Raw genomic sequence first — 20770 nt, 5'->3', positions numbered from 1 at the left:
ACGTCTAATATTTAGTCCAGATTCGGAGTTCGCTTAGAATTCACGCGTCCACAGGGAAGCCATAGCCGGGCCGCCGCCTACGCACAGGGAAGCGCAGCCGATCTTGGCATCCTGACGCTGCATCTCGTACAGCATGGTTACGATGATACGGAGTGCGGAGCATCCTACCGGGTGACCCAGGGAGATGCCGGAACCGTTCAGGTTCGTCTTGTTTCTGTCGACGATGTAGCCGTGATCTTCCTTCAGCTTTCTCTCTACGCCGATGAACTGCGCAGCGAATGCCTCGTTGACCTCCCAGTAATCAACATCTTCGAACTTAACGCCAGCCTTGTCCAGGCACTTAGGAATTGCTTCCGCAGGGCCGATACCCATGTAGCTCGGATCAACACCGGCAGCGCACATGTAGATCATCTTCGCCATCGGCTTAACGCCCAGTTCCTTCGCCTTGTCTTCGGACATAACGATGACTGCTGCAGCAGCGTCGTTGATACCGGAAGCGTTCGCAGCTGTTGTAACACCATCCTTGGTGAATACCGGCTTCAGTTTGGAGATGGTCTCCATGTTGCAGTCCGGAATGAAGTGCTCATCCTTGTCCAGAGCGATTTCAATCTTCTCGCCGTGCTTCTTCTTCGTGGTGATCACCGGAACCAGCTCGTCCTTGAACTTGCCCTCTGCTGTAGCAGCAGCTGCTCTCTGATGAGACATGCAGGCCAGCTCATCGCACTCTTCCCGTGTGATGTTGTACTTCTTCGCAACATTATCTGCTGTAACACCCATGTGGCCGCCGCTCAGCGTGTCATACAGCGCATCGTGGAGCAGGGAGTCGTACATCTTCGCAGCACCTTCGTCAGGAATAGCACCCATCTTGTGACCCTGACGCATATCCGGGAGCATGTACGGAGCCTGTGTCATGTTCTCAGCACCGACAACCAGAGCGATGTCAGCTTTGCCCAGCTGAATGTCGTTGCAGGCGATCTCCAGAGCTCTCATACCGGAAGCACAGTTCTGGTTGACGTTGCATGCGTTGCTCTCAATTGCCAGACCGCAGGCCATACCAACCTGACGAGCAGGCAGGGAACCCTGCATTCCGCCATAAACCTGACCCATAACGATTTCATCAACTGCTGTTGCATCAACGCCAGCACGCTTGATTGCTTCCTTACCGACTGTCACAGCCAGCTGCTTTGCAGGAACCTTGCTGAATTCACCCAGGAATTTACCGATTGCTGTACGGCAAGCACTTACGATTACAACATTCTTTGTTTCCATGTAAAACCTCCATAATCTGGCCGGTCGGACGGCCTGCCCGGCCGGTCATATGTGGACGACAATGATACTATTTTCGATGCTGATTATTCCTTCTCAGCCTTCGCCTTCTTGATTGCTTCGATCAGGAGCGGAGTTACCTTGAACAGATCCCCGTTAATGCCGTAGTCCGCGATTTCGAAGATCGGAGCCGTCTTGTTCTTGTTGATAGCGATGATGCACTCGGAATCCTGCATTCCTGCCTTGTGCTGAATGGATCCGGAAATACCCAGTGCGATGTAGACCTTCGGATGTACCGTCTTACCGGTCTGTCCTACCTGATGGTCTGCTGTCAGCCAGCCGGAGTCGATCGCTACACGGGAACCGCCGACAACGCCGCCCAGTTCATCCGCCAGCTCTTCTGCCAGCTTGATGCCGCCTTCAACATCCTTGGAAATACCACGGCCTACGGAGACGATATAGTCTGCGCCGACCAGGTCAACCAGCTGCTTCGCTGCCTTGACAACTTCCACAACCTCAGTGTTCATATCCGCATCGGTCAGCTGAACGTCGAACTCTGTAACCTTCACAGCGTTCGCCTTCGCTTCGTCGAACTTGGACTTGGTCATTACGCCCGGACGAACGGTCGCCATAGCCGGTCTGAATCTCGGGCAGATGATGGATGCCATCAGGTGGCCGCCGAATGCCGGACGGGTCATCTTCAGGTCACGGGTTGTATCATGATCTTCGCCCAGAACCTTAACTGTGTGGCCCTCGATCACTTTCAGTCTGTCTTCCGGCAGAGTGGAATTTTCTTTCAGGAAGTCCATGTAGATCGGCATATCCACATCCAGGTGTGTACAGTCAGCGCACAGACCGGTGTGCAGACGGGCTGCGCAGCGCGGACCCAGGTCACGGCCGATATTCGTAGCACCGATCAGAACGGCTTCCGGCTTCAGCGTTTCAATCGCATCACACATAACCTTCGCATAACCGTCGGTTGTGTAGTTCTTCAGCAGCGGGCTTTCACAAACGATTACTTCATCCGCACCATAACCGCCGAGCTCGTTGGCAAGGCCCTTCACGTCATCACCAAGCAGGATTCCGCACAGGTCAACACCCAGCTCATCGGCAAGTTTACGTCCTTCGGAAATAAGCTCGAAATCTGTAGGCATCAGTTTGCCCTGACGCTGCTCACAGAAAACCCAAACGTTCTTGTACAGAGCAGCATTCGTGTTAGCGTATTCTTTAGCCATAGCTAATTCTTCTCCTTTCCATTAGATGATGTGCTTGTCGACGAGCGTATTCGCCAGTTTTGCACATGTCTCTTCGCCTGCGCCTTCCAGCATAACGCCGGCACCCTTCTGCGGCGGTGTGAAGGAAACCAGGATGTTTGTCGGAGAACCCTTCAGACCGATCGTTGTCGGGTCGATCAGCGGCTCATCCTTCAGTGCTTCGTAGTCGAGTACTGTCAGCGGCATGGAGTAAGAATCAACGATTCTGCTAACGGACATGTAACGCGGCTCGTTCAGTTCCTTGATGCAGGTCAGCAGGCAAGGTGTCTTGACCTTGATTGTCATATATCCGTCTTCCAGCATACGCTTACATGTGATGGTATTGCCATCCTTGTGCATTTCCGCAACGTATGTCACCTGCGGCAGATTCAGCTTCTCAGCGATCTGCGGTCCTACCTGAGCGGTATCTCCGTCGATCGCCTGACGTCCGCAGATTACGATGTCGTCATCTTCAACACCGATTCTGTGCAGTGCAGCAGCGATAATCTGGGATGTAGCATATGTATCGGATCCGCCGAATTCACGAGCAGAAACCAGAACAGCTTCATCCGCACCCATCGCCTGCAGCTCACGCAGCATTCCTTCTGCCGGCGGTGGTCCCATGGTGACTGCCACAACCTTGCAGCCTGTTTCGTCCTTCAACTGCAGCGCAGCTTCCATAGCGTTCAGGTCATCAGGATTGATGATGGTCTGCATGGACGCACGATCCAGTGTTCCATCTGGGTTCACAGCTACCTTACCGGAGGTGTCTGGAACCTGCTTGACACAAACAAGAATTTTCATATCTAACCATCCTTTAGTTCTTAAATGATAATGTTCTCTTTCTTCGCCTGGAATGTAAGCTCATCCCGGAATTTCGGATCCGCAATGGCGATCAGCGCCTTCGTGCGCTGGCTCAGCGATCTGCCTCTCAGCTTCGCAATGCCGTATTCCGTTACGATCATATCCACATCGTTCTTACTCGTCGATACCGGCGATCCCGGTGTCAGCGTCGGTGTGATCCGGCTGACTGTTCCATGGGCCGCTGTGGATGAAAATGCGATGAAACTCTTTCCTCCCTCGGACTGGATTGCTCCTCTTACGAAGTCAGCCTGTCCGCCGGTTCCAGAAATGTGCTTCGTGCCAAGGCCTTCCGCACAAACCTGTCCGTAGAAATCTACTTCCAGAGCCGCATTGATCGAAATGAAATTCGGATGCTGGCAGATCACCGCCGGATCATTGACATAATTCACCGGCAGGATTTCCATCGCCGGGTTGTCATCGATATAGTCATACATCTCTCTGGATCCCAGTGCGAAGGTTGCAACCGTCTTCCCTGTGTGGATCGGCTTCATGCTGTTATCGACAGCGCCGCACTTGATCAGATCGATCATGCTGTTCGTGAACATCTCGGTGTGGATACCAAGGTGCTTATGTCCCTTCAGCCCCAGAGCTACGGCGTCCGGGATCGAACCGATTCCCAGCTGCAGCGTGGCGCCATTCGGAATTTCACCAACGATGTAGTCACTGATCTTCTTCGACGTCTCATCGATATGCGGCGCCGGCACGGTCGGCAGCGGCGCGTCATTCTCGTACAGAGCGTCTACTTCAGAAATATGGATCAGTTTCGACGAAAGGCTCCTCGGCATGTTCGGATTCACTTCGAGGATTACCTTCTTCGCAGACTTCAGAATCCCGGCGCTCACCGAGTGGGACGTACCGGTTGTGAAGTAACCATGCTTGTCCATCGGCGAGACAACTCCGACGTAGACGTCCGGACTTACCACATCGCCCAGGAGATGCGGGATGTCTCTGTAGTACGCAGGCATGACATCCATAATCCCTGCATTCACTGCCTTTCTGGCGAAAGCCTGAGAGAACCAGGTGATACCCCTGTAGTTCTCTGCGAGTTCGGCATCCGTCATAAACGGTGCCGCCTCAGTGTCGAGCAGCGAGTGCTGTGTCAGATTCTTCAATTCGCCCTTACGCACTCTCTCTGCAATCGCCTTGTATAATGTGAAAGGCTGTGACAGAGCGATGTCCGCTGCGATGCAGGAATTACTTTCGATCAGCTTCGCCGCCCCTTCCGGGGTAGTCAGTTTTTCGGAATATATTTTCTGAAAATCTTCCATAATGCTTATTTACTTCACTCCCATTGCCCGAGATACGATCATTCTCTGTACTTCGGAAGTACCTTCGTAGATCTCTGTGATCTTAGCGTCTCTCATCATACGTTCGATCGGGAAGTCACGGATGTATCCATATCCGCCGAACAGCTGCAGACACTCACGTGTTACTGTGGAGGCATTTCCGCCGGCATACAGCTTCGCCATGGAGGAATAGTATCCGGTCATCGGATCGTTGTTATCCTTCGCTACTGCAGCGCGGTATACGAGCAGCTGTGCAGCCTCTGTGGAGGATTCCAGATCTGCGAGCTTGAACTGTGTGTTCTGGAACTGGCTGATTCTTCTGCCGAACTGCATACGCTCACCGGTGTACTTCACGGTCTCTGCAATGGCGCCTTCTGCGATACCCAGAGCCTGTGCCGCAACACCGACACGTCCGCCTTCCAGAGTACCCATCGCAACCTTGAATCCCTTACCTTCCTTACCCAGCAGGTTCTCCTTCGGTACGATGCAGTCCTGGAATACCAGGTCGGAAGTAGCACTTCCGCGGATACCCATCTTCTTCTCGTGCTTGCCGATGGAGAATCCTTCGAATCCCTTCTCGACAATGAAAGCGGAGATACCATGGTTACCCTTGGTCTTATCTGTCATAGCGAATACAACGAATGTGCTCGCTTCGGAAGCGTTCGTGATGAAGCACTTCGTGCCGTTCAGTACGTAATGGTCACCTTCCAGAACAGCTTCTGTCTGCTGTCCCGCAGCATCGGAACCGGCTTCCGGCTCTGTCAGACCGAAGGCACCGACCTTCTTGCCCGACAGCAGATCCGGCAGATACTTCATCTTCTGCTCTTCTGTACCGAACTTGTAAATAGGATAGCAGCACAGAGAAGTGTGAGCTGCGACGATTACAGATGTGGTTGTGCAGGCCTTCGCCAGCTCTTCGATGCACATTGCGTAGTCCAGATTGGATCCGCCTGCGCCGCCGTACTTCTTCGGGAACGGAATTCCCATCATGCCGAGTTTCGCCATCTTAGGAATTGTCCCGGAAGGGAAGCGCTCTTCTTCATCGATTTCAGCAGCGATCGGTTCAACTTCGTTCGCTACGAAGTCTCTGTACATCTTACGAAGCATCTGCTGCTCTTTAGTCAGCTGAAAATCCATAATTTCTATCTCCTTTTCACTTTAGTTTATTTGGAATAGTCGTAGAATCCCTTACCTGTCTTCATACCGAGCAGTCCTCCACGAACCATCTTCTTCAGGAGCAGGGACGGACGATACTTGGAGTCGCCGGTCTCGTTATAGATCGTTTCCATAACTGCGAGAACGATATCATTTCCAATAAAGTCGGAGAGCTGTAATGGTCCCATCGGATGGTTGGCACCGAGCTTCATAGCCTTGTCGATGTCTTCCGCGGAAGCGATGCCGTTCTGCAGAACTTCCACAGCTTCGTTGATCATCGGAACGAGGATACGGTTTACAACGAATCCAGGTGCTTCGGAAACCTCCACAGGATCCTTTCCGATTTCCTTGGACAGGTTGTAGATGAAGTCGAAAGTTTCCTGTGTCGTGTTCGCACCGCGGATAACCTCTACCAGCTTCATCGCCGGAACCGGGTTGAAGAAGTGCATGCCGATTACAGGATGCTTCAGTCCGTTACCCATTTCTGTAACAGACAGAGAGGATGTGTTGGAAGCGAAGACAGTCTCCGGCTTGCACATCTCATCCAGTTCCTTCAGCAGAACTCTCTTCGTAGCCATGTCTTCCTTGACGCATTCAATGATCAGATCTGCGTCAGCAGCAGCAGACTTCTCTTCTACAAGGATGTTGTTCAGAATGCCATCCTTGACTTCCTCTGTCATCTTGCCCTTCGCGACTTTCTTCTCCAGAGACTTCGCGAGCTTGTCCTTGTGACGCTGTGCAGATTCCAGGCTGCTTGCGTACATCAGAGCAACGTGACCATGAGAAGCCATGACCTGAGCAATACCGGATCCCATCGTGCCGGCACCAAAAATTGCTACTTTCATAAAAACCCTCCTATCTAAACAAATAGTAGACGATTTTAGTATCAAGACCACCCGCAGGCGGTTATGAACCATTTTCAGCAATAGAATTTTTCAACTGCGATTACGCTGCAATTCGTTTATTTCAATGATTTGTTGTTTTTTTAACAAATCATTGGAAAAAATATATGATGCGCAACCCGCATCATCTGAAATGCGCGTCTTCACTTGTATTTTCAAGGGTTCCGAGGCGTCCCGCTCTTCGGCCCCCCTGGCTGTATTGAATTATAGCACATTGATTATTCTTTAACAAGTATTATTTTCACGGTATCGTCAATCTTCGGAAAATTTGACTGAAACCCGCTGAATCTCAGTATATACAAGTTGCACACAATAATCCAGTATAATCACCCAATCTTCACACAATTTTTTCATCTCAGTTTTTTAATACTATTCTAACAAGTGCCGAGCGTTTTCCCCGGTACTTTTTGTCCGAAAATCATCGAAAAATTTCCCGCCAGGAATTGTCAGAATCTATTGTATAAGCCGCAACAACATGTTATATTATTAACAGGCCGCCGGCGGAAGGCGCCGGCATCGGATCAGAGTGAGTTTTCCAGAAGGGAGATCATTGAAATGTACGAGAATATTCTATATGAAGTGAAGGATCACGTTGGTTACCTTACCATTAATCGTCCGAAGGCGCTGAATGCACTGTGCACCGCCGTTCTGGAAGAGATCGACGACTGTCTGGATACGAAAATCGCACCGGACAACGATGTGCATGTGGTCGTCGTCACCGGCGCAGGCAGAGCGTTCGTCGCCGGTGCGGACATCAGCGAAATGCAGACGAAGCCGGTTCTGGAGGGACATGATTACACAGAACTGGGTCACAAGGTAATGGACAAGATCGATAACAGCCCGAAGGTTTTCATCGCCGCAGTGAACGGTTTCGCTCTGGGCGGCGGCTGTGAGCTGTCCATGGCATGCGACATCCGCATCGCATCCGAGAAGGCGCTGTTCGGCCAGCCGGAAGTCGGCCTGGGCATTACCCCGGGATTCGGCGGCACCCAGAGACTGCCGCGTCTGGTGGGCAAGGGCATGGCGAAATACATGATCCTGGCTGCGAAGAACGTCAAGGCAGATGAAGCGCTTCGGATCGGCCTGGTTCAGCAGGTTGTGCCGGCGGAAGAACTGATGCCGACGGTGGAGAAGCTGGCGAAGGGCATTGCTGCGAAGGCGCCGATTGCAGTGCAGCAGTCCAAGATGGCGATTAACAACGGCATGAACACCGATCTGAGAACCGGCTGCCGTCTGGAGATTGAGGGATTCCAGCAGTGCTTCGCTTCTGAAGACAGAGTGGAAGGAATGTCCGCATTCGTCGAAAAGAGGGATCCGGTATTCCAGAATAAATAATTTGCAATCTACAACTAACGCCTCTATATGCGGAAGCGGGACCTCGATTTGCGGGGTCCCGCTTTTGCGTCCGAAGAAGGCGTGCTCCCTGCCCCGCCCTGCGCTGCCGATATGCGGGGATATGTACCGGGTTATTTACCGGATATGCAGGGAAATCTCCCGGAAATGATCCGCCTTCGAACTGCCCATGAGCTCGAAGTACAAAGATTCGATGGTGGTGATCACACATCCCGCATCCCGCATCCGTTCAATGCCCATTTCCCGGTCATACGGATTCCGGCTGGACACCAGGTCCGCCGCCAGGAACACCCGGTATCCCTCTTCCATCAGCTCCAGCGCCGTCTGCTGCACACAGACGTGGGCCTCAATTCCCATCAGAATGATATCTTTCTTCCCGCTTTCCACCAGCTTCTTCCGGAAAACCGGATCCCGCATACAGCTGAATGTCACCTTTTCCAGCGGTTCATAGTTCTCCAGCGCCTTCCGGAGCGGCTCCGTGGTCTGCCCCAGGCCCTTCGGATACTGCTCCGTCACCAGAAGAGGCACCTCCAGAATCTGCAGTCCCTTCACCGCATGAACCAGCTTCTGCTCCAGTTCCTCTGTCTTCCAGATCGGCCGGCAGACCTTTTCCTGATAATCCACCAGCACCGCCAGTGTGTATTCCGGCTCCAGCATGTATCGACTCATCCGCACCTCCCCCGGCTCACTGCCGGATGTGAACTGTTTCATCCCGCCTTCCGGCAGGGACAAAAAATGACTGTATTTTCTTTCATTATATCAGTTCTTCCGGAACGCATGCACGGTCATTTTTTGTCCCTGCACCACATTTGACATCTTTTCGATCTTCGATATAATAGTTTGGTATGCCTCAAAGTGAATTTGAAATGATATATAATAGAAGAAAGGTTTGGTGTAATGACAGAGAAGAATAACATTCATGATTATCACGCTCTGGAGGAAAAAATGGCGAAGGAATGCGCTCCGAAAGAAAACAAGATGGGAACCATGGAAATCCGGAAGCTGATCATCACCATGTCCATTCCGATGATGATCTCCATGCTGGTGCAGGCTCTCTATAACATTGTGGACAGTGTCTTCGTCGCCCAGATTTCAGAGAATGCACTGACCGCTGTTTCACTGGCCTTCCCGGTGCAGAATCTGATGATCTCTCTGGGTGCCGGAACCGGCGTGGGTATCAATGCCCTGCTATCGAAATCTCTGGGAGAACGGCGGACCGACCGGTCGGATGCAGCGGCGAATACCGGACTGCTGCTGACGTTCTGCAACTTCATCCTGTTCCTGTTACTTGGCATTTTCGGCGCCCGCTGGTTTATGACCACCCAGACCGATAACCGGGAAATCATCGCATACGGCACCACGTACCTGCACTATATTTCCTGTTTCTCCCTGGGGCTCTTCTATCAGGTGACCTTCGAGCGTCTGCTTCAGTCCACAGGCCTGACCCACCTCAGCATGATCTCCCAGATTACCGGAGCAGTGATCAACCTGATCCTGGACCCGATCCTGATTTTCGGGCTTTTGGGTGCGCCGAAATTGGGCGTCGCAGGCGCCGCCATCGCCACCTGCATCGGACAGCACATCGCCGCCTGCACAGGATTAACCCTGAACCTGAAGAAGAACAAAGAAATTCATTTCTCCTTCGCACTGATCCTGAAGCCGAAGGCCCGGATCGTCGGCCGCATCTACGCCGTGGGGGTACCGTCCATCCTGATGATGTCCATCGGTTCCGTCATGACCTACCTGATGAACCGGATTCTGATCACGTTCAGCACCACGGCAACTGCGGTATTCGGCGTATACTTCAAGCTCCAGAGTTTCTTCTTCATGCCGGTGTTCGGACTGAATAACGGCATCATCCCGGTGCTGGCCTATAACTACGGTGCCAGAAAGAAAGAGCGGATCGTCCATGCGCTGAAGTTCGCTTTTATGCTGGCCTTCAGCATTATGGTCGTCGGAACGGTGATCTTCGAGCTGTTCCCGTCCCAGCTCCTGGCTCTGTTCAGCGCTTCGCAGCAGATGACAAAACTGGGAGATCCCGCCCTGCGGATCATCGCCCTGTCCTTCCCGCTGGCCTCCATCGGCATCATCGGGGGATCCATCTTCCAGGCGTTCTCCCGCAGCGTGAACTCCCTCATCGTCTCGGTCACCCGGCAGCTGGTGGTACTGATTCCGGTGGCCTGGCTGCTGTCCCGCACCGGCGTGCTGTCCAACGTGTGGTGGGCATTCCCGATCGCGGAAGTCGTGTCTCTCTGCATCACTATCATGCTGTTCCGGCGTCTCTACCGGAACACTATCGCAAAATTATAATTCCGGCTGCAAATAGAGAGGGCGTCACATGAAGCAAACACCATGCTTCATGTGACGCCCTCTCTTCCTATATATACGGGCAGGTGCGGGCGGCCGAACAGGTGCGGTCCGGGCGGGTGCGAAATCTTCATTTTCTTCGATTTCGCACCCCATTTCCGCTCGATTCGGCCGGAAATCGAGGCGACACGATTCAGTGAGGTGCGAAAATATGAAAATCTTTATTTCCGCACATTGCTGTATGAACGTCAAGTTCTGAAACTGTAGTTTATTTTCCCAACGCCCACGTATGGACGCCAAGCTCCGGCTTTTCCGTCCGCTTTTCTGCCGCAGCAAAGCGATGTCCGGAATGACCGATCGGAAGCCGGGTCATTTTTTGTCTAACGAATTCGAAAACAGCTAAATCGTATACAGTCTGCCCTCAGGTCCGGGTGCGGAAATCACATTTTCTTCCGAATCGCACCTGAGGAGGCGGCAGGAATTAATTAACCAGGTTTTTCTTTCATTTTCGCACCCTTCCGAACGTGGCATTGCCTGCGAAAATGGACCAAAGGAGCAAATCCGCACCTTTTCCATACAGTATACACGCAAAAGCCCGTACACAAGCCACCGACGCAGGCCGAAGCAATGGTTTCGTACGTAAAAAAGCTGCTTCCCGAACGGTTTCGTCCCCCGGGAAGCAGCTTTTTCGTATTCAATTCGCTTCCGAAATCAGCTGACCCACTCTGCCTCGTCACAGAGAATGATGATATCGTCTCTGACGTAGAGGCAGCCGCCCCGGAGTCTGGCCTTCCGGGTGTTCTTCCCGTTCCGGATCGTCACGCCCCCCTGCTCCGGCAGCAGCTTCAGAGCCCAGGTGTGACCGGCCATGAAGCCCTCCGAACCGCTGACGGTTTTCACCGAAACGGAATCTACCTCGTCCCGGTACAGCAGTTCCCGGGGGGTCATGATTTCCAGTTTCACTTTCTGTGCCATGCTACGCCTCTTTCTCCTGCTTTGCCTTCTCCCAGCGGGCGGTCACATCGTCGATGCCGCCGGCGAAGAGGAACAGCTCTTCCGGGATGTCATCATATTCCCCGTCCAGAATGCCCCGGAACCCGGCAATCGTGTCCTTCAGCGGCACGTACTTTCCCGGGTTTCCGGTGAACTGCTCCGCCACGGTGAACGGCTGGGACAGGAAACGCTGGATCTTCCGGGCGCGGGAAACGGTTTTTTTGTCTTCCTCCGACAGTTCATCCATGCCCAGAATTGCAATGATGTCCTGCAGATCCTTGTATTTCTGCAGAATCTCCTGTACCTCCCGGGCCGTCCGGTAGTGCTCTTCTCCCACGATCAGCGGATCCAGAATCCGGGAAGTGGAGGCCAGTGGATCCACCGCCGGGTAGATGCCCAGTTCTGTGATGGAACGATCCAGCACGGTGGTCGCATCCAGATGGGCGAAGGTGGTGGCCGGCGCCGGGTCCGTCAGATCGTCCGCCGGTACATAGACTGCCTGCACGGAGGTGATGGATCCGTCCTTTGTGGAGGTGATGCGCTCCTGAAGATCTCCCATTTCATTGGCCAGGGTCGGCTGATAGCCCACGGCGGACGGCACCCGGCCCAGCAGGGCGGAGACTTCCGATCCCGCCTGGGTGAAACGGTAAATATTGTCGATGAACAGCAGAACATCTTTTTTCTCGTGGTCCCGGAAATATTCCGCCATGGTCAGGCCGGTCAGCGCCACCCGCATTCTGGCTCCCGGCGGTTCGTTCATCTGTCCGAAAACCATGGCGGTCTTCTCCAGCACCCCGGATTCCGACATTTCACCATACAGGTCATTGCCCTCCCGGGTCCGTTCTCCGACGCCGGTGAAAACAGAGATGCCGTTCCGCTCGGTGGCGATGTTATGGATCAGTTCCTGAATCAGAACTGTTTTCCCGACCCCGGCGCCGCCGAACAGACCGACTTTTCCGCCCTTCGTGTACGGCGCAATCAGATCGATGACCTTGATGCCGGTCTCGAAAATCTGTGCTTTCGTGTCCTGATCCTCGAAGTCCGGCGCCTTCCGGTGAATCGGCCATTTTTCCCGGGTCTCCACCGCACCCTTCCGGTCAATCGGGTCTCCGGTGACGTTGAACAGCCTTCCCAGCACTTCGTTCCCCACCGGCACCCGGATCGGTGCTCCGGTATCCACAGCTTCCATGCCTCTGGACAGCCCGTCCGTGGAGGACAGGGCGACACACCGGACCTGGTCGTCCCCCTTGTGCTGGGCAACTTCCGCCACGATTTTTTCTCCCTTGTCGTTCGTGATCTCGATGGCATTCAGAAGTTCCGGCAGTTCTCCTCTCTTGAATTTCACATCGATGACCGGCCCGATGATCTCATGAATTTTTCCTTTGTTCATGGTCATTCCTCCTTCTATTTCATTGCCTCCGCTCCGGAGACGATCTCGATGATCTCGTCTGTGATCCGGCTCTGCCGGACCCGGTTATAGCTGGTCCGGAGCCTGCCCAGCAGATCGGAGGCATTGTCGCTGGCGCTCTCCATCGCCTGTCTGCGGGCGGCATGCTCGCAGGTGACAGACTCCATAACCGCACCGTAGAGCCTGAGCTGTACATATCGCTCCATCTGGTACCGGAACAGGGTATCCGGATCCGGATCGTATTCAATGATGTGACGATATGCACCGGTATCCCCATAGCTCTCCCGGACATCCCGCCGGAGTTTTTTTATATCCACCGGCAGCAGCCGCTGACTGACCACCTTCTGCACCAGCGGGTTCACGTAGTGGGTGTAGATGAACACGATCTCGTCGATTTCCCCATCCAGATACTGTCTGCCCAGCGGCCCTGTCAGCTTCTGAATTTCCCGGAAAGACCGGTCCTCCAGCAGTGCGCCGGCGTCCGAAGCACTGTCCGACAGGGTGTATCCCCGGCGACGGAAATACTCCTCCCCCCGGGAGCCGATGCACATCAGCACTTTCTCATGCTCACACCCGTCGATGATATCCTGCGCCGCCCGGATCACATCGCCGTTGAACGATCCGCACAGGCCGCTGCTGCTGGTGATGATCACGAAGCAGGTCCGGTGTATTTCTCTCCGCCCCAGAATATAGGCGTCCGGAACCGCCCCGGCGTCTGCGAATGCATCCCGGACAGAATCGGTCAGCCGTTCCAGATAGGCCCGGCTGTGTTCATACCGGCTTCTGGCCATTCGGAGCTTCGATGCTGAAACCAGCTTCATGGCGCCGGTGATCCGCCCTGTGCTCTCCACACTGCGGATCCGCCGCTTGATATCCTGCATATGTTCCGCCATGCTTCACACCGCCTTTCTTTCCTTTTCTATTGATTCTCTTCTATTGATTAAACGAAAGAAACTGTTTCCGGAATGCCCGGATCCCTTTCACCAGCAGTTCCTCGGTGTCCTTCGTCAATTCCCCGGTATCCTCGATGGAATGGCGGACCTCCGGGTACCGTTCCGTCATATAAGTCCGGAACGCCTCTTCAAACTGCGGCATCCGGTCCGCCGGAACATCATCCACCATGTTATGCACCGCCGCATACAGGATCATCACCTGGTCCGCCAGATCCAGTGGCTGATACTGTCTCTGCCGGAGCACCGCCATCAGTGCGGCGCCGTGGGCCAGCCGTTTCTTCGTGGCCGGATCCACATCGGACCCGAACTGGGCGAAGGACTGGAGTTCCCGGTACTGAGACAGAATAAGCTTGATCTGGGACGACACCTGCTTCATGGCCTTCGTCTGGGCCTTGCCGCCGACACGGGACACGGAAATACCTGCATTGATGGCCGGCCGCTGTCCGGAGAAGAACAGATCCGATTCCAGGAAGATCTGCCCGTCGGTAATGGAAATGACATTCGTCGGAATGTACGCAGAGATATCCCCCGCCTGGGTCTCAATCAGCGGAATCGCAGTCATGGACCCGCCGCCCAGTTCATCGGAAAGCCGGGCCGCCCGTTCCAGCAGCCGGCTGTGCAGGTAGAAAACATCTCCCGGATACGCCTCTCTTCCAGGCGGTCTCTTCAGCAGCAGGGACATGGCCCGGTACGCCACCGCATGCTTGCTCAGATCATCATAAATGATCAGCACATCTTTCCCGCCGTACATGAAATATTCTCCCAGTGCGCATCCCGCATACGGCGCAATGTACTGCATCGGTGCAGCGGCACTGGCTGTGGCGGATACCACCGTTGTGTATTTCATGGCGCCCCGGTCCGTCAGGGTCTGTACCAGCTGGGCCACGGTGGACTGTTTCTGTCCGATGGCCACGTAGATACAGATCATATTCTTTCCCTTCTGGTTCAGGATCGTATCCACTGCCAGCGCCGTTTTCCCGGTCTGCCGGTCTCCGATGATCAGCTCACGCTGACCCTTGCCGATCGGCACCATGGAATCGATGGCCTTGATGCCGGTCTGCATCGGTTCCGTCACCGGCTGCCGGTCCAGCACCCCCGGCGCCGGGCATTCCACCGGCCGGCTTTCTTCCGTTTCCACCGGGCCTTTCCCGTCAATCGGACGCCCCAGGGCGTCCACCACACGGCCGATCATGTTCTCCCCCACCGGCATCTGTACAACGGTACCGGTAGGTTTCACAATATCCCCTTCGCCGATGGTGTAATCATCTCCTAATATGACAGCACCAACGTTGTCCTCTTCCAGGTTCATGGCCATGCCGTATACATCGTGAGGGAATTTCAGAAGTTCCCCCGACATACAGTTCCGGAGCCCGTAGATCCTCGCGATTCCGTCTCCTACCTGCATGACACGTCCGAAATCCGAAACGTCCAGTTCATTGCTGTAATTTTCTATCTCATTCTTGATCAGGGTACTGATCTCATCCGGTTTCAGATTCATGCACCGATCACCCCCTCTGTATTCTTTCGTTCAATTCCTCAAGCCTGCTCGCCAGCGAAGCATCGATCAGTCTGTCCTCTGCGTAGATTTTCACGCCGCCGATCAGTTTCGGCTCCACCCGGTTTCGAAGAACAATCTTCTTCCCGTAGAATGCACCAACCTGCTCTTCGAAGCGGCTGAGCTGATCCGGCGTCAGCGGCACGGCCGACTGAATCACGCCTTCCGCCACCTCGTGCTCCGCATCGTCGATGGCGATGTACTGCTCCGTGATTTTCGGAAACAGCGCCATTCGCCCTTTGTCCACCAGAAGGCAAAGGAAATTTCTCGTCTCATCCGTCACTTTTCCGTCGAAGATCGTGTGGATCTTCTCTTTTTTCTCGTCCCGGGAAATCGCCGGATCCTGCAGAAAACGGCGGAAAAGCTTCTCTGCCCGGAGAATATCTCTCAGGCCCAGGAGTTCTTCCCGCACCTCATCGGTCTTCCCGGCATCCCGGGCGGCGGCGTACATCCCCCGCGCATAGATATCCGCAATTGCCCGTTCCATTCATCCACCTCATTCCTTCTGCGCTTCCGCAGGCGGCTCTCCCGGCGCATTTTCGCTGCGGTATTTCCGGTCCGCTTCTTCCAGCACCCGGTCGATGATTTCCCGATGGGTTTCCGGATTCAGCTCCTTCTGCAGGATTCTGCCCGCAGCCTCTGTGGCCAGTTCTCCCACCTCCCGGCGCAGCTGCTTCCGGGCGCCGGCGGTTTCCCGCTCCAGTTCCTGACGGGAATGGCGAAGCGCTTCCTCCGCTCTCGCATTCGCATCTTCCAGGATCCGGTCTGCCTGCGCATCCGCTGTTTTCCTGGCATCCGCAATGATCTGCCGGCCCTCTGCCTCGGCGCCGTCGATCTTCTCTTCATAGGCTCTCAGGCGTTCCTCCGCCTTCCGGTCGGTTTCCGCCGCATGATCCAGCGTTTTCTGCACCGATGCGGCCCGCTCCTCCATGAAGTTATGGATCTTCTCGAAAAAGAAATGCTTCAGGATCAGGAACAGCACCAGGAATGTAATCAGGGCGAACAGCGAATTCCAGTCGAATTCAAATAATCCCTGTGTCATCCGCATAGGCTGCTCCTTACATTCTGCCGAGCAGCATCAGGGCGATGACGAACCCCAGTACCAGCGCGGTCTCCATGACGGCCATGGCCACGATCATATAAGCGATCAGTTTGTTGCTCATTTCCGGCTGTCGGGAAATGCCTTCCATAGCTCCCTTGCCCACCAGACCCTGTCCGATGGCAACACCCAGTGCAGCGAGTCCCATGGCGAGACCCACACCAATTGCGATGAATGCATGCATAATTATGCCTCCTGTTTCTCTTCTCTCAACCTTCGTTTTTCCTGACGGGCCAGACGTTTCCGCCGGCGTTTTTCGGCCGTTTCCGGCATCTCTCCGCTGAGGGCTTCGTTCAGATTGACCGCCGTCAGTACTGTGAAAATGTATGCCTGGATCAGTGGTTCGAAAATGTCGAAGAACAGATTCAGCGGGATCCCGGTCACACAACGGAGAATCGGCACGGAACAGAACCGCATACTCAGATTCCCCATGAAGTTCAGCCACAGATCAACGACAATCATGCCGCCGAAGATGTTGCCGAACAGCCGCAGTGCCAGCGTTACCGGCAGCACCACTGCGCTGATGATGTTCATCAGGATCATGAACCAGTAAGGATCTCCCATGGCGCTGAGCCTTCCTTTCCATCCCAGCTTCTTCACAGCACTCACCTGAATGATCAGGAAGGACATCACGGCCAGTGCAGATGTGACATTCAGATCCGCAGTGATCGGCCGGAGCCCCAGAAGCCCCAGACTGTTAGCGAAAATCAGAAAGACGATCAGCGACCCCAGATAGGGCGCATACCGCTCTCCGGTTTCCTTCCCCAGATTGTCCTCCGCCAGCTTGTACACTGCGCTGACAATAGTCTCGGCCACAACCTGCTTCCCCCGGGGGACCCGCTCCAGGCGGCTTCCCATCCAGATACCGAGGGCGGCGATCACGGCACAGACGATGATTTCCAGACACACGCTTTCCGTCAGATAGATATGTCCGTTACCGAACGTCAGTATGATTCTGGGTCCGATATGATTCAGATCAATCAAGGCATCTCCTCCTTCCCTGCTCCGGATCGTGTATACAATTTTTTTCGAGCAAACTCATTTTACCCACCTTCCCCCGGATGTAAATGACCGCCGGTCACTCTTCACGAAAAAGACATAAACGTTGCCCTTTTTGTTAAGAATTCATTTCCCCGTAGAGCCGGATTTCTCCGGTTCTTAACGCGAACAACACAGAAACAACACAAAAAAAGATCCGCCATGATTTCTCACAGCGGACCTCCCTGCCCCGTCAGCCCGATCGGCCGGAGCGGTTTCTTCCATTTTCCCCTATTTCAAATCCCGGACGGAATTCGCATCCGGCATCACCAGATTCCCCACATAACGAAGCATGACATCGAACTTCGCCAGATCCTCCTGACTGAACTTCTCCCGCAGCTTCCGGCTCACCTCATCCGTGTAACCGAACACCTCGCCGTACTCCAGGTCATACTTCTCCGTCGGCCGGAGATGATACTCCCGGTGGTCCTTCTCGCTCCGCACCTTCTCCAGATATCCCTTCTTCACCAGCCGTCCCACCTTGTAGGCTGCGTTCGGCGCCGACAGACTGGCGTACCGGGCGAACTCATTCACCGTCGGCTCTTCCAGCGCCACAATCAGCTCCATACAGATCACTTCCATGGCGGACAGCGCATCCTCCCGGTCATCCGCAAAACTCTGCATCACCCGGGCGTACAGCGACAGCTTGCATTTCCGATATACCCGGGCCAAATTGCGGTTCAGCATACGCTCCCTCCTGTTTCCCAGACAAAAAATACCCTGCCCATCCCGGCCGCCCGACGGCATTCTCCCGTCTGTTCTTCCGGCAGCCCGGATTGCTTCAATTATATATGATTATATCGAATCCCAAACATAATTCAAGAACACTGAACTATTTCCCTTACATGCTTTTCCTTCTTCCCGGAACTCCCTCTTCCCCCGAACATTGTATTCGTGCACAATAAAGCGAAAAAAAACTTAACAATTCAGGAAGCAATTGCAAATTAATTGTGCAGTGTTACAATGGAAAAGTCATTCTGTTGTGAAAGAGAGAGGTATAACAATGTCAAAAGTAACAAAAAAAACGGGTGCATCTTCCGGGAACACCGGCACCCGCGCTAATTTTTCCGGAAAGCTGGGATTCGTTCTGGCCACCGCAGGCAGCGCAGTGGGACTGGGCAATATCTGGCGTTTCCCTTACCTGACTGCCAAGTACGGCGGCGGTATGTTCGTACTGGTCTATATTCTGCTGGCCTTCACCTTCGGGTACACCATGATGGTATCCGAAGAGGCCATCGGAAGACTGACCCAGAAGAGCCCGGTGGGGGCATTCCGCCACTTCTCCGGGAGCGGCGGAGCGAAGTTCGGCGGCTGGATCAACGCCGTCATTCCGATGCTGATCTGTCCCTACTACAGTGTGATCGGCGGCTGGGTCACCAAGTATCTGGCGGAATACGCACTGGGGGATCAGAAGCGGATTGCGGGAGACAGCTTCTTCCCGGAGTTCATCAGCAATGCGGCCAGTGCGGAAATCTGGTTCCTGATTTTCGCAGCCATCGTCATTCTGGTCATCCTGGGCGGTGTGGAAAGCGGTGTGGAGCGGGTTTCCAAGTTCATGATGCCGGTTTTGGTGATACTGGCTGCCGTGGTCATGATCTACTCCATCACCCGGCCGGGAGCGCTGGCCGGCGTGAAGTATATGCTGGTACCTAATCTCTCCCATTTCTCCATCATGACCGTGGTGGCAGCCATGGGCCAGATGTTCTACTCCCTGTCCATCGCCATGGGCATCCTGTACACCTACGGTTCCTATATGAAGAAAGAGGTCAACATTGAGTCTGCCACCTGTCAGGTGGCGATCTTCGACTCCGGCATCGCCATCATGGCCGGCCTGATGATCATCCCTGCGGTTTTCGCATTCTACGGCGGAGCGCCGAAAGTGCTCAATGCCGGGCCGTCACTGATGTTCATCACACTGCCGAAGGTATTCGCCAGCATGGGACTGGGCCGGTGGTTCGGCCTGCTGTTCTTCGTTCTGGTTCTCTTCGCCGCCGTGACCAGTGCCATTTCGCTGGCGGAGACCAGTGCCTCCACCTTCCAGGACGAACTGGGCTGGAGCCGGAAGAAAGCCTGCGGCTTCATGCTGCTCATTATGATTGTACTGGGCTCCCTGTCTTCTCTGGGCTACAGCACTCTCAGCGGTGTCACGATCCTCGGCATGGCGATTCTGGATTTCTTCGATTTTCTGACCAATTCCGTCATGATGCCGGTGGCCGCCTTCATGACCTGTCTGCTGGTGGTCCGGGTGGCCGGAACCCGGGTGATCGAGGAGGAAGTGACCATCTCTTCCCGCTTCCGCATGAAGAAAATGTATAACTTCGTGATCCGGTACCTCGCACCGGTCTTCCTGGTCATCATTCTGATCAGTTCCGTGCTGAACGTATTCGGGGTCATTCGAATCTGATGTGCTGAACGAAATAATGACAAAGCGGCGGACACAGCACTGGAACCGCTTATCCCGGTTTTCATCAGTGAAGCGGCGGGGTATACTATCAGGAAGAGGTGATAATCATGAAAGACCATGCAATGCTGCAGTATTTTCTGCTGAACGGTGCGCAGATGGATGCCGCCTGCTTCGATGAAGTTTACCGGGAGGTTCAGCCTTCCTGCTATGAGGTGATCCGGGTGATCAACGGGAAAGCACTGTTTCTGGAAGATCACTATGATCGTTTTTGTCATACCCTGGCCACGGTGGGGCAGAAGCCACCGGTCAGCTGCGACACCCTGGGCCGGATGATCACGGAACTGGCGGAACGGAACGGAGTGCAGAATTATAACGTCAAGGTCATCTATAACGACTTCCGGGCGGGCGGAAACTTCTACCTGTTCTTCACCCACACGTCCTACCCGACGGAGGAGATGTACCGGCAGGGAGTGGCCACGGAGCTGATGCGCTCCGTCCGGAAGAACCCCCATGCGAAGATTATCAATGACTCCCTCCGGGAGCAGGCGGATGCGCAGATCGCTGCCCACCACCTGTTCGAGACGATCCTGGTGGATGACCATGGGAATATCACGGAGGGGAGCAAGTCGAATATTTTCTTTGTCCGAAACGGGGAACTGGTCACCAGCCCGGCGTCCGGGGTTCTGCTGGGGGTCACCAGGAAGCACATTCTGCATGCGGCGGAAGCCGGTGGTGTTGTGCTGAAGGAAGAGATCATTCCGGCAGACACTCTTAATTCTTTCGATGCCGCCTTCATCAGCGGCACATCCCCGAAGGTTCTGCCCATCGCCCGGATCGGGGAGCAGACACTGGATGTAAACGACACAGCCCTGCGCCGCATAATGCAGCTCTATGATGCGGAGATCCGGCGATACTATTCAGGAGAATAATTTTT

The 20770-nt window shown here is 54.3% G+C and carries 20 protein-coding genes; 4 read left to right on the top strand and 16 right to left on the bottom strand.

The genetic code is table 11. The features are described from left to right. Positions 1–33 precede the first annotated feature (33 nt). The 6 genes from BLQ24_RS05950 to BLQ24_RS05925 form a co-directional block, all read right to left on the bottom strand. Positions 34–1269 (bottom strand): thiolase family protein, encoded by a 1236-nt coding sequence (locus BLQ24_RS05950; RefSeq protein ID WP_090163668.1) that lies wholly within the window; start codon positions 1267–1269, stop codon positions 34–36. A gap of 83 nt (positions 1270–1352) precedes the next feature. Next, a complete protein-coding gene (gene acrA, locus BLQ24_RS05945; RefSeq protein ID WP_090163665.1) occupies positions 1353–2501 on the bottom strand; it encodes an acryloyl-CoA reductase electron transfer subunit beta in 1149 nt (382 codons plus the stop codon). Between the two features lie 21 nt (positions 2502–2522). After that, a complete protein-coding gene (gene acrB / locus BLQ24_RS05940) occupies positions 2523–3323 on the bottom strand; it encodes an acryloyl-CoA reductase electron transfer subunit gamma (RefSeq protein WP_090163663.1) in 801 nt (266 codons plus the stop codon). A 20-nt stretch (positions 3324–3343) separates the two neighbouring features. Next, entirely contained in the window at positions 3344–4651 is a 1308-nt protein-coding gene (locus BLQ24_RS05935) for an acetyl-CoA hydrolase/transferase family protein (protein WP_090163661.1), read from the bottom strand. A 9-nt stretch (positions 4652–4660) separates the two neighbouring features. Beyond that, positions 4661–5806: an acyl-CoA dehydrogenase gene (locus BLQ24_RS05930; protein ID WP_090163659.1), complete on the bottom strand. Its 1146-nt coding sequence runs from the start codon at positions 5804–5806 to the stop codon at positions 4661–4663. Positions 5807–5832: 26 nt separating this feature from the next. After that, complete coding sequence (locus BLQ24_RS05925; protein WP_090163657.1) at positions 5833–6669, bottom strand: 3-hydroxyacyl-CoA dehydrogenase family protein; 837 nt, start codon at positions 6667–6669, stop codon at positions 5833–5835. 612 nt (positions 6670–7281) lie between these two features. Here BLQ24_RS05925 and BLQ24_RS05920 point away from each other — a divergent pair. Then, complete coding sequence (locus BLQ24_RS05920) at positions 7282–8061, top strand: enoyl-CoA hydratase-related protein (RefSeq protein WP_090163655.1); 780 nt, start codon at positions 7282–7284, stop codon at positions 8059–8061. A 135-nt stretch (positions 8062–8196) separates the two neighbouring features. Here the strand turns inward: BLQ24_RS05920 and BLQ24_RS05915 are convergent, their stop codons facing one another. Next, positions 8197–8790, bottom strand: coding sequence for a hydrolase (locus tag BLQ24_RS05915; RefSeq protein WP_143004262.1), 594 nt, complete (start codon positions 8788–8790; stop codon positions 8197–8199). Positions 8791–8976: 186 nt separating this feature from the next. Here BLQ24_RS05915 and BLQ24_RS05910 point away from each other — a divergent pair, with 186 nt between their 5' ends. Next, a complete protein-coding gene (locus BLQ24_RS05910) occupies positions 8977–10389 on the top strand; it encodes an MATE family efflux transporter (RefSeq protein WP_336433263.1) in 1413 nt (470 codons plus the stop codon). Between the two features lie 708 nt (positions 10390–11097). Here BLQ24_RS05910 and BLQ24_RS05905 read toward each other — a convergent pair. The 9 genes from BLQ24_RS05905 to BLQ24_RS05865 form a co-directional block, all read right to left on the bottom strand. Continuing rightward, positions 11098–11361: a hypothetical protein gene (locus BLQ24_RS05905; RefSeq protein WP_090163650.1), complete on the bottom strand. Its 264-nt coding sequence runs from the start codon at positions 11359–11361 to the stop codon at positions 11098–11100. Position 11362: 1 nt separating this feature from the next. Continuing rightward, positions 11363–12769, bottom strand: a complete 1407-nt coding sequence (gene atpD / locus BLQ24_RS05900; RefSeq protein WP_205508033.1) for a F0F1 ATP synthase subunit beta — start codon at positions 12767–12769, stop codon at positions 11363–11365. 14 nt (positions 12770–12783) lie between these two features. Next, a complete protein-coding gene (atpG, locus tag BLQ24_RS05895; protein ID WP_090163645.1) occupies positions 12784–13680 on the bottom strand; it encodes an ATP synthase F1 subunit gamma in 897 nt (298 codons plus the stop codon). A gap of 40 nt (positions 13681–13720) precedes the next feature. Beyond that, on the bottom strand, positions 13721–15238 hold the full coding sequence (gene atpA, locus BLQ24_RS05890) for a F0F1 ATP synthase subunit alpha (RefSeq protein WP_090163643.1): 1518 nt from the start codon (positions 15236–15238) through the stop codon (positions 13721–13723). A 7-nt stretch (positions 15239–15245) separates the two neighbouring features. Then, complete coding sequence (gene atpH / locus BLQ24_RS05885; RefSeq protein WP_090163641.1) at positions 15246–15782, bottom strand: ATP synthase F1 subunit delta; 537 nt, start codon at positions 15780–15782, stop codon at positions 15246–15248. A gap of 9 nt (positions 15783–15791) precedes the next feature. Continuing rightward, positions 15792–16337, bottom strand: coding sequence for a F0F1 ATP synthase subunit B (gene atpF, locus BLQ24_RS05880; RefSeq protein ID WP_173451909.1), 546 nt, complete (start codon positions 16335–16337; stop codon positions 15792–15794). A gap of 16 nt (positions 16338–16353) precedes the next feature. Beyond that, positions 16354–16578, bottom strand: a complete 225-nt coding sequence (atpE, locus tag BLQ24_RS05875) for an ATP synthase F0 subunit C (protein ID WP_090163636.1) — start codon at positions 16576–16578, stop codon at positions 16354–16356. Between the two features lie 2 nt (positions 16579–16580). Continuing rightward, the gene (gene atpB, locus BLQ24_RS05870) at positions 16581–17378 is read right to left on the bottom strand and encodes a F0F1 ATP synthase subunit A (protein ID WP_090163634.1); all 798 of its coding nucleotides are present in this window, start codon (positions 17376–17378) and stop codon (positions 16581–16583) included. Positions 17379–17663: 285 nt separating this feature from the next. Further along, positions 17664–18119: a MarR family winged helix-turn-helix transcriptional regulator gene (locus BLQ24_RS05865; protein ID WP_163427087.1), complete on the bottom strand. Its 456-nt coding sequence runs from the start codon at positions 18117–18119 to the stop codon at positions 17664–17666. A 316-nt stretch (positions 18120–18435) separates the two neighbouring features. On the opposite strand from BLQ24_RS05865, the gene BLQ24_RS05860 reads away from it, so the two are divergent. After that, entirely contained in the window at positions 18436–19836 is a 1401-nt protein-coding gene (locus BLQ24_RS05860; RefSeq protein WP_090163631.1) for a sodium-dependent transporter, read from the top strand. Between the two features lie 107 nt (positions 19837–19943). Beyond that, positions 19944–20765, top strand: a complete 822-nt coding sequence (locus tag BLQ24_RS05855; protein ID WP_090163629.1) for an aminotransferase class IV — start codon at positions 19944–19946, stop codon at positions 20763–20765. Positions 20766–20770: the final 5 nt, after the last annotated feature.

The organism is Eubacterium pyruvativorans (genome assembly GCF_900102225.1).
Classification (GTDB): domain Bacteria; phylum Bacillota; class Clostridia; order Peptostreptococcales; family Anaerovoracaceae; genus Aminicella; species Aminicella pyruvativorans.
This window is presented reverse-complemented; position numbering and strand designations above follow the sequence as displayed.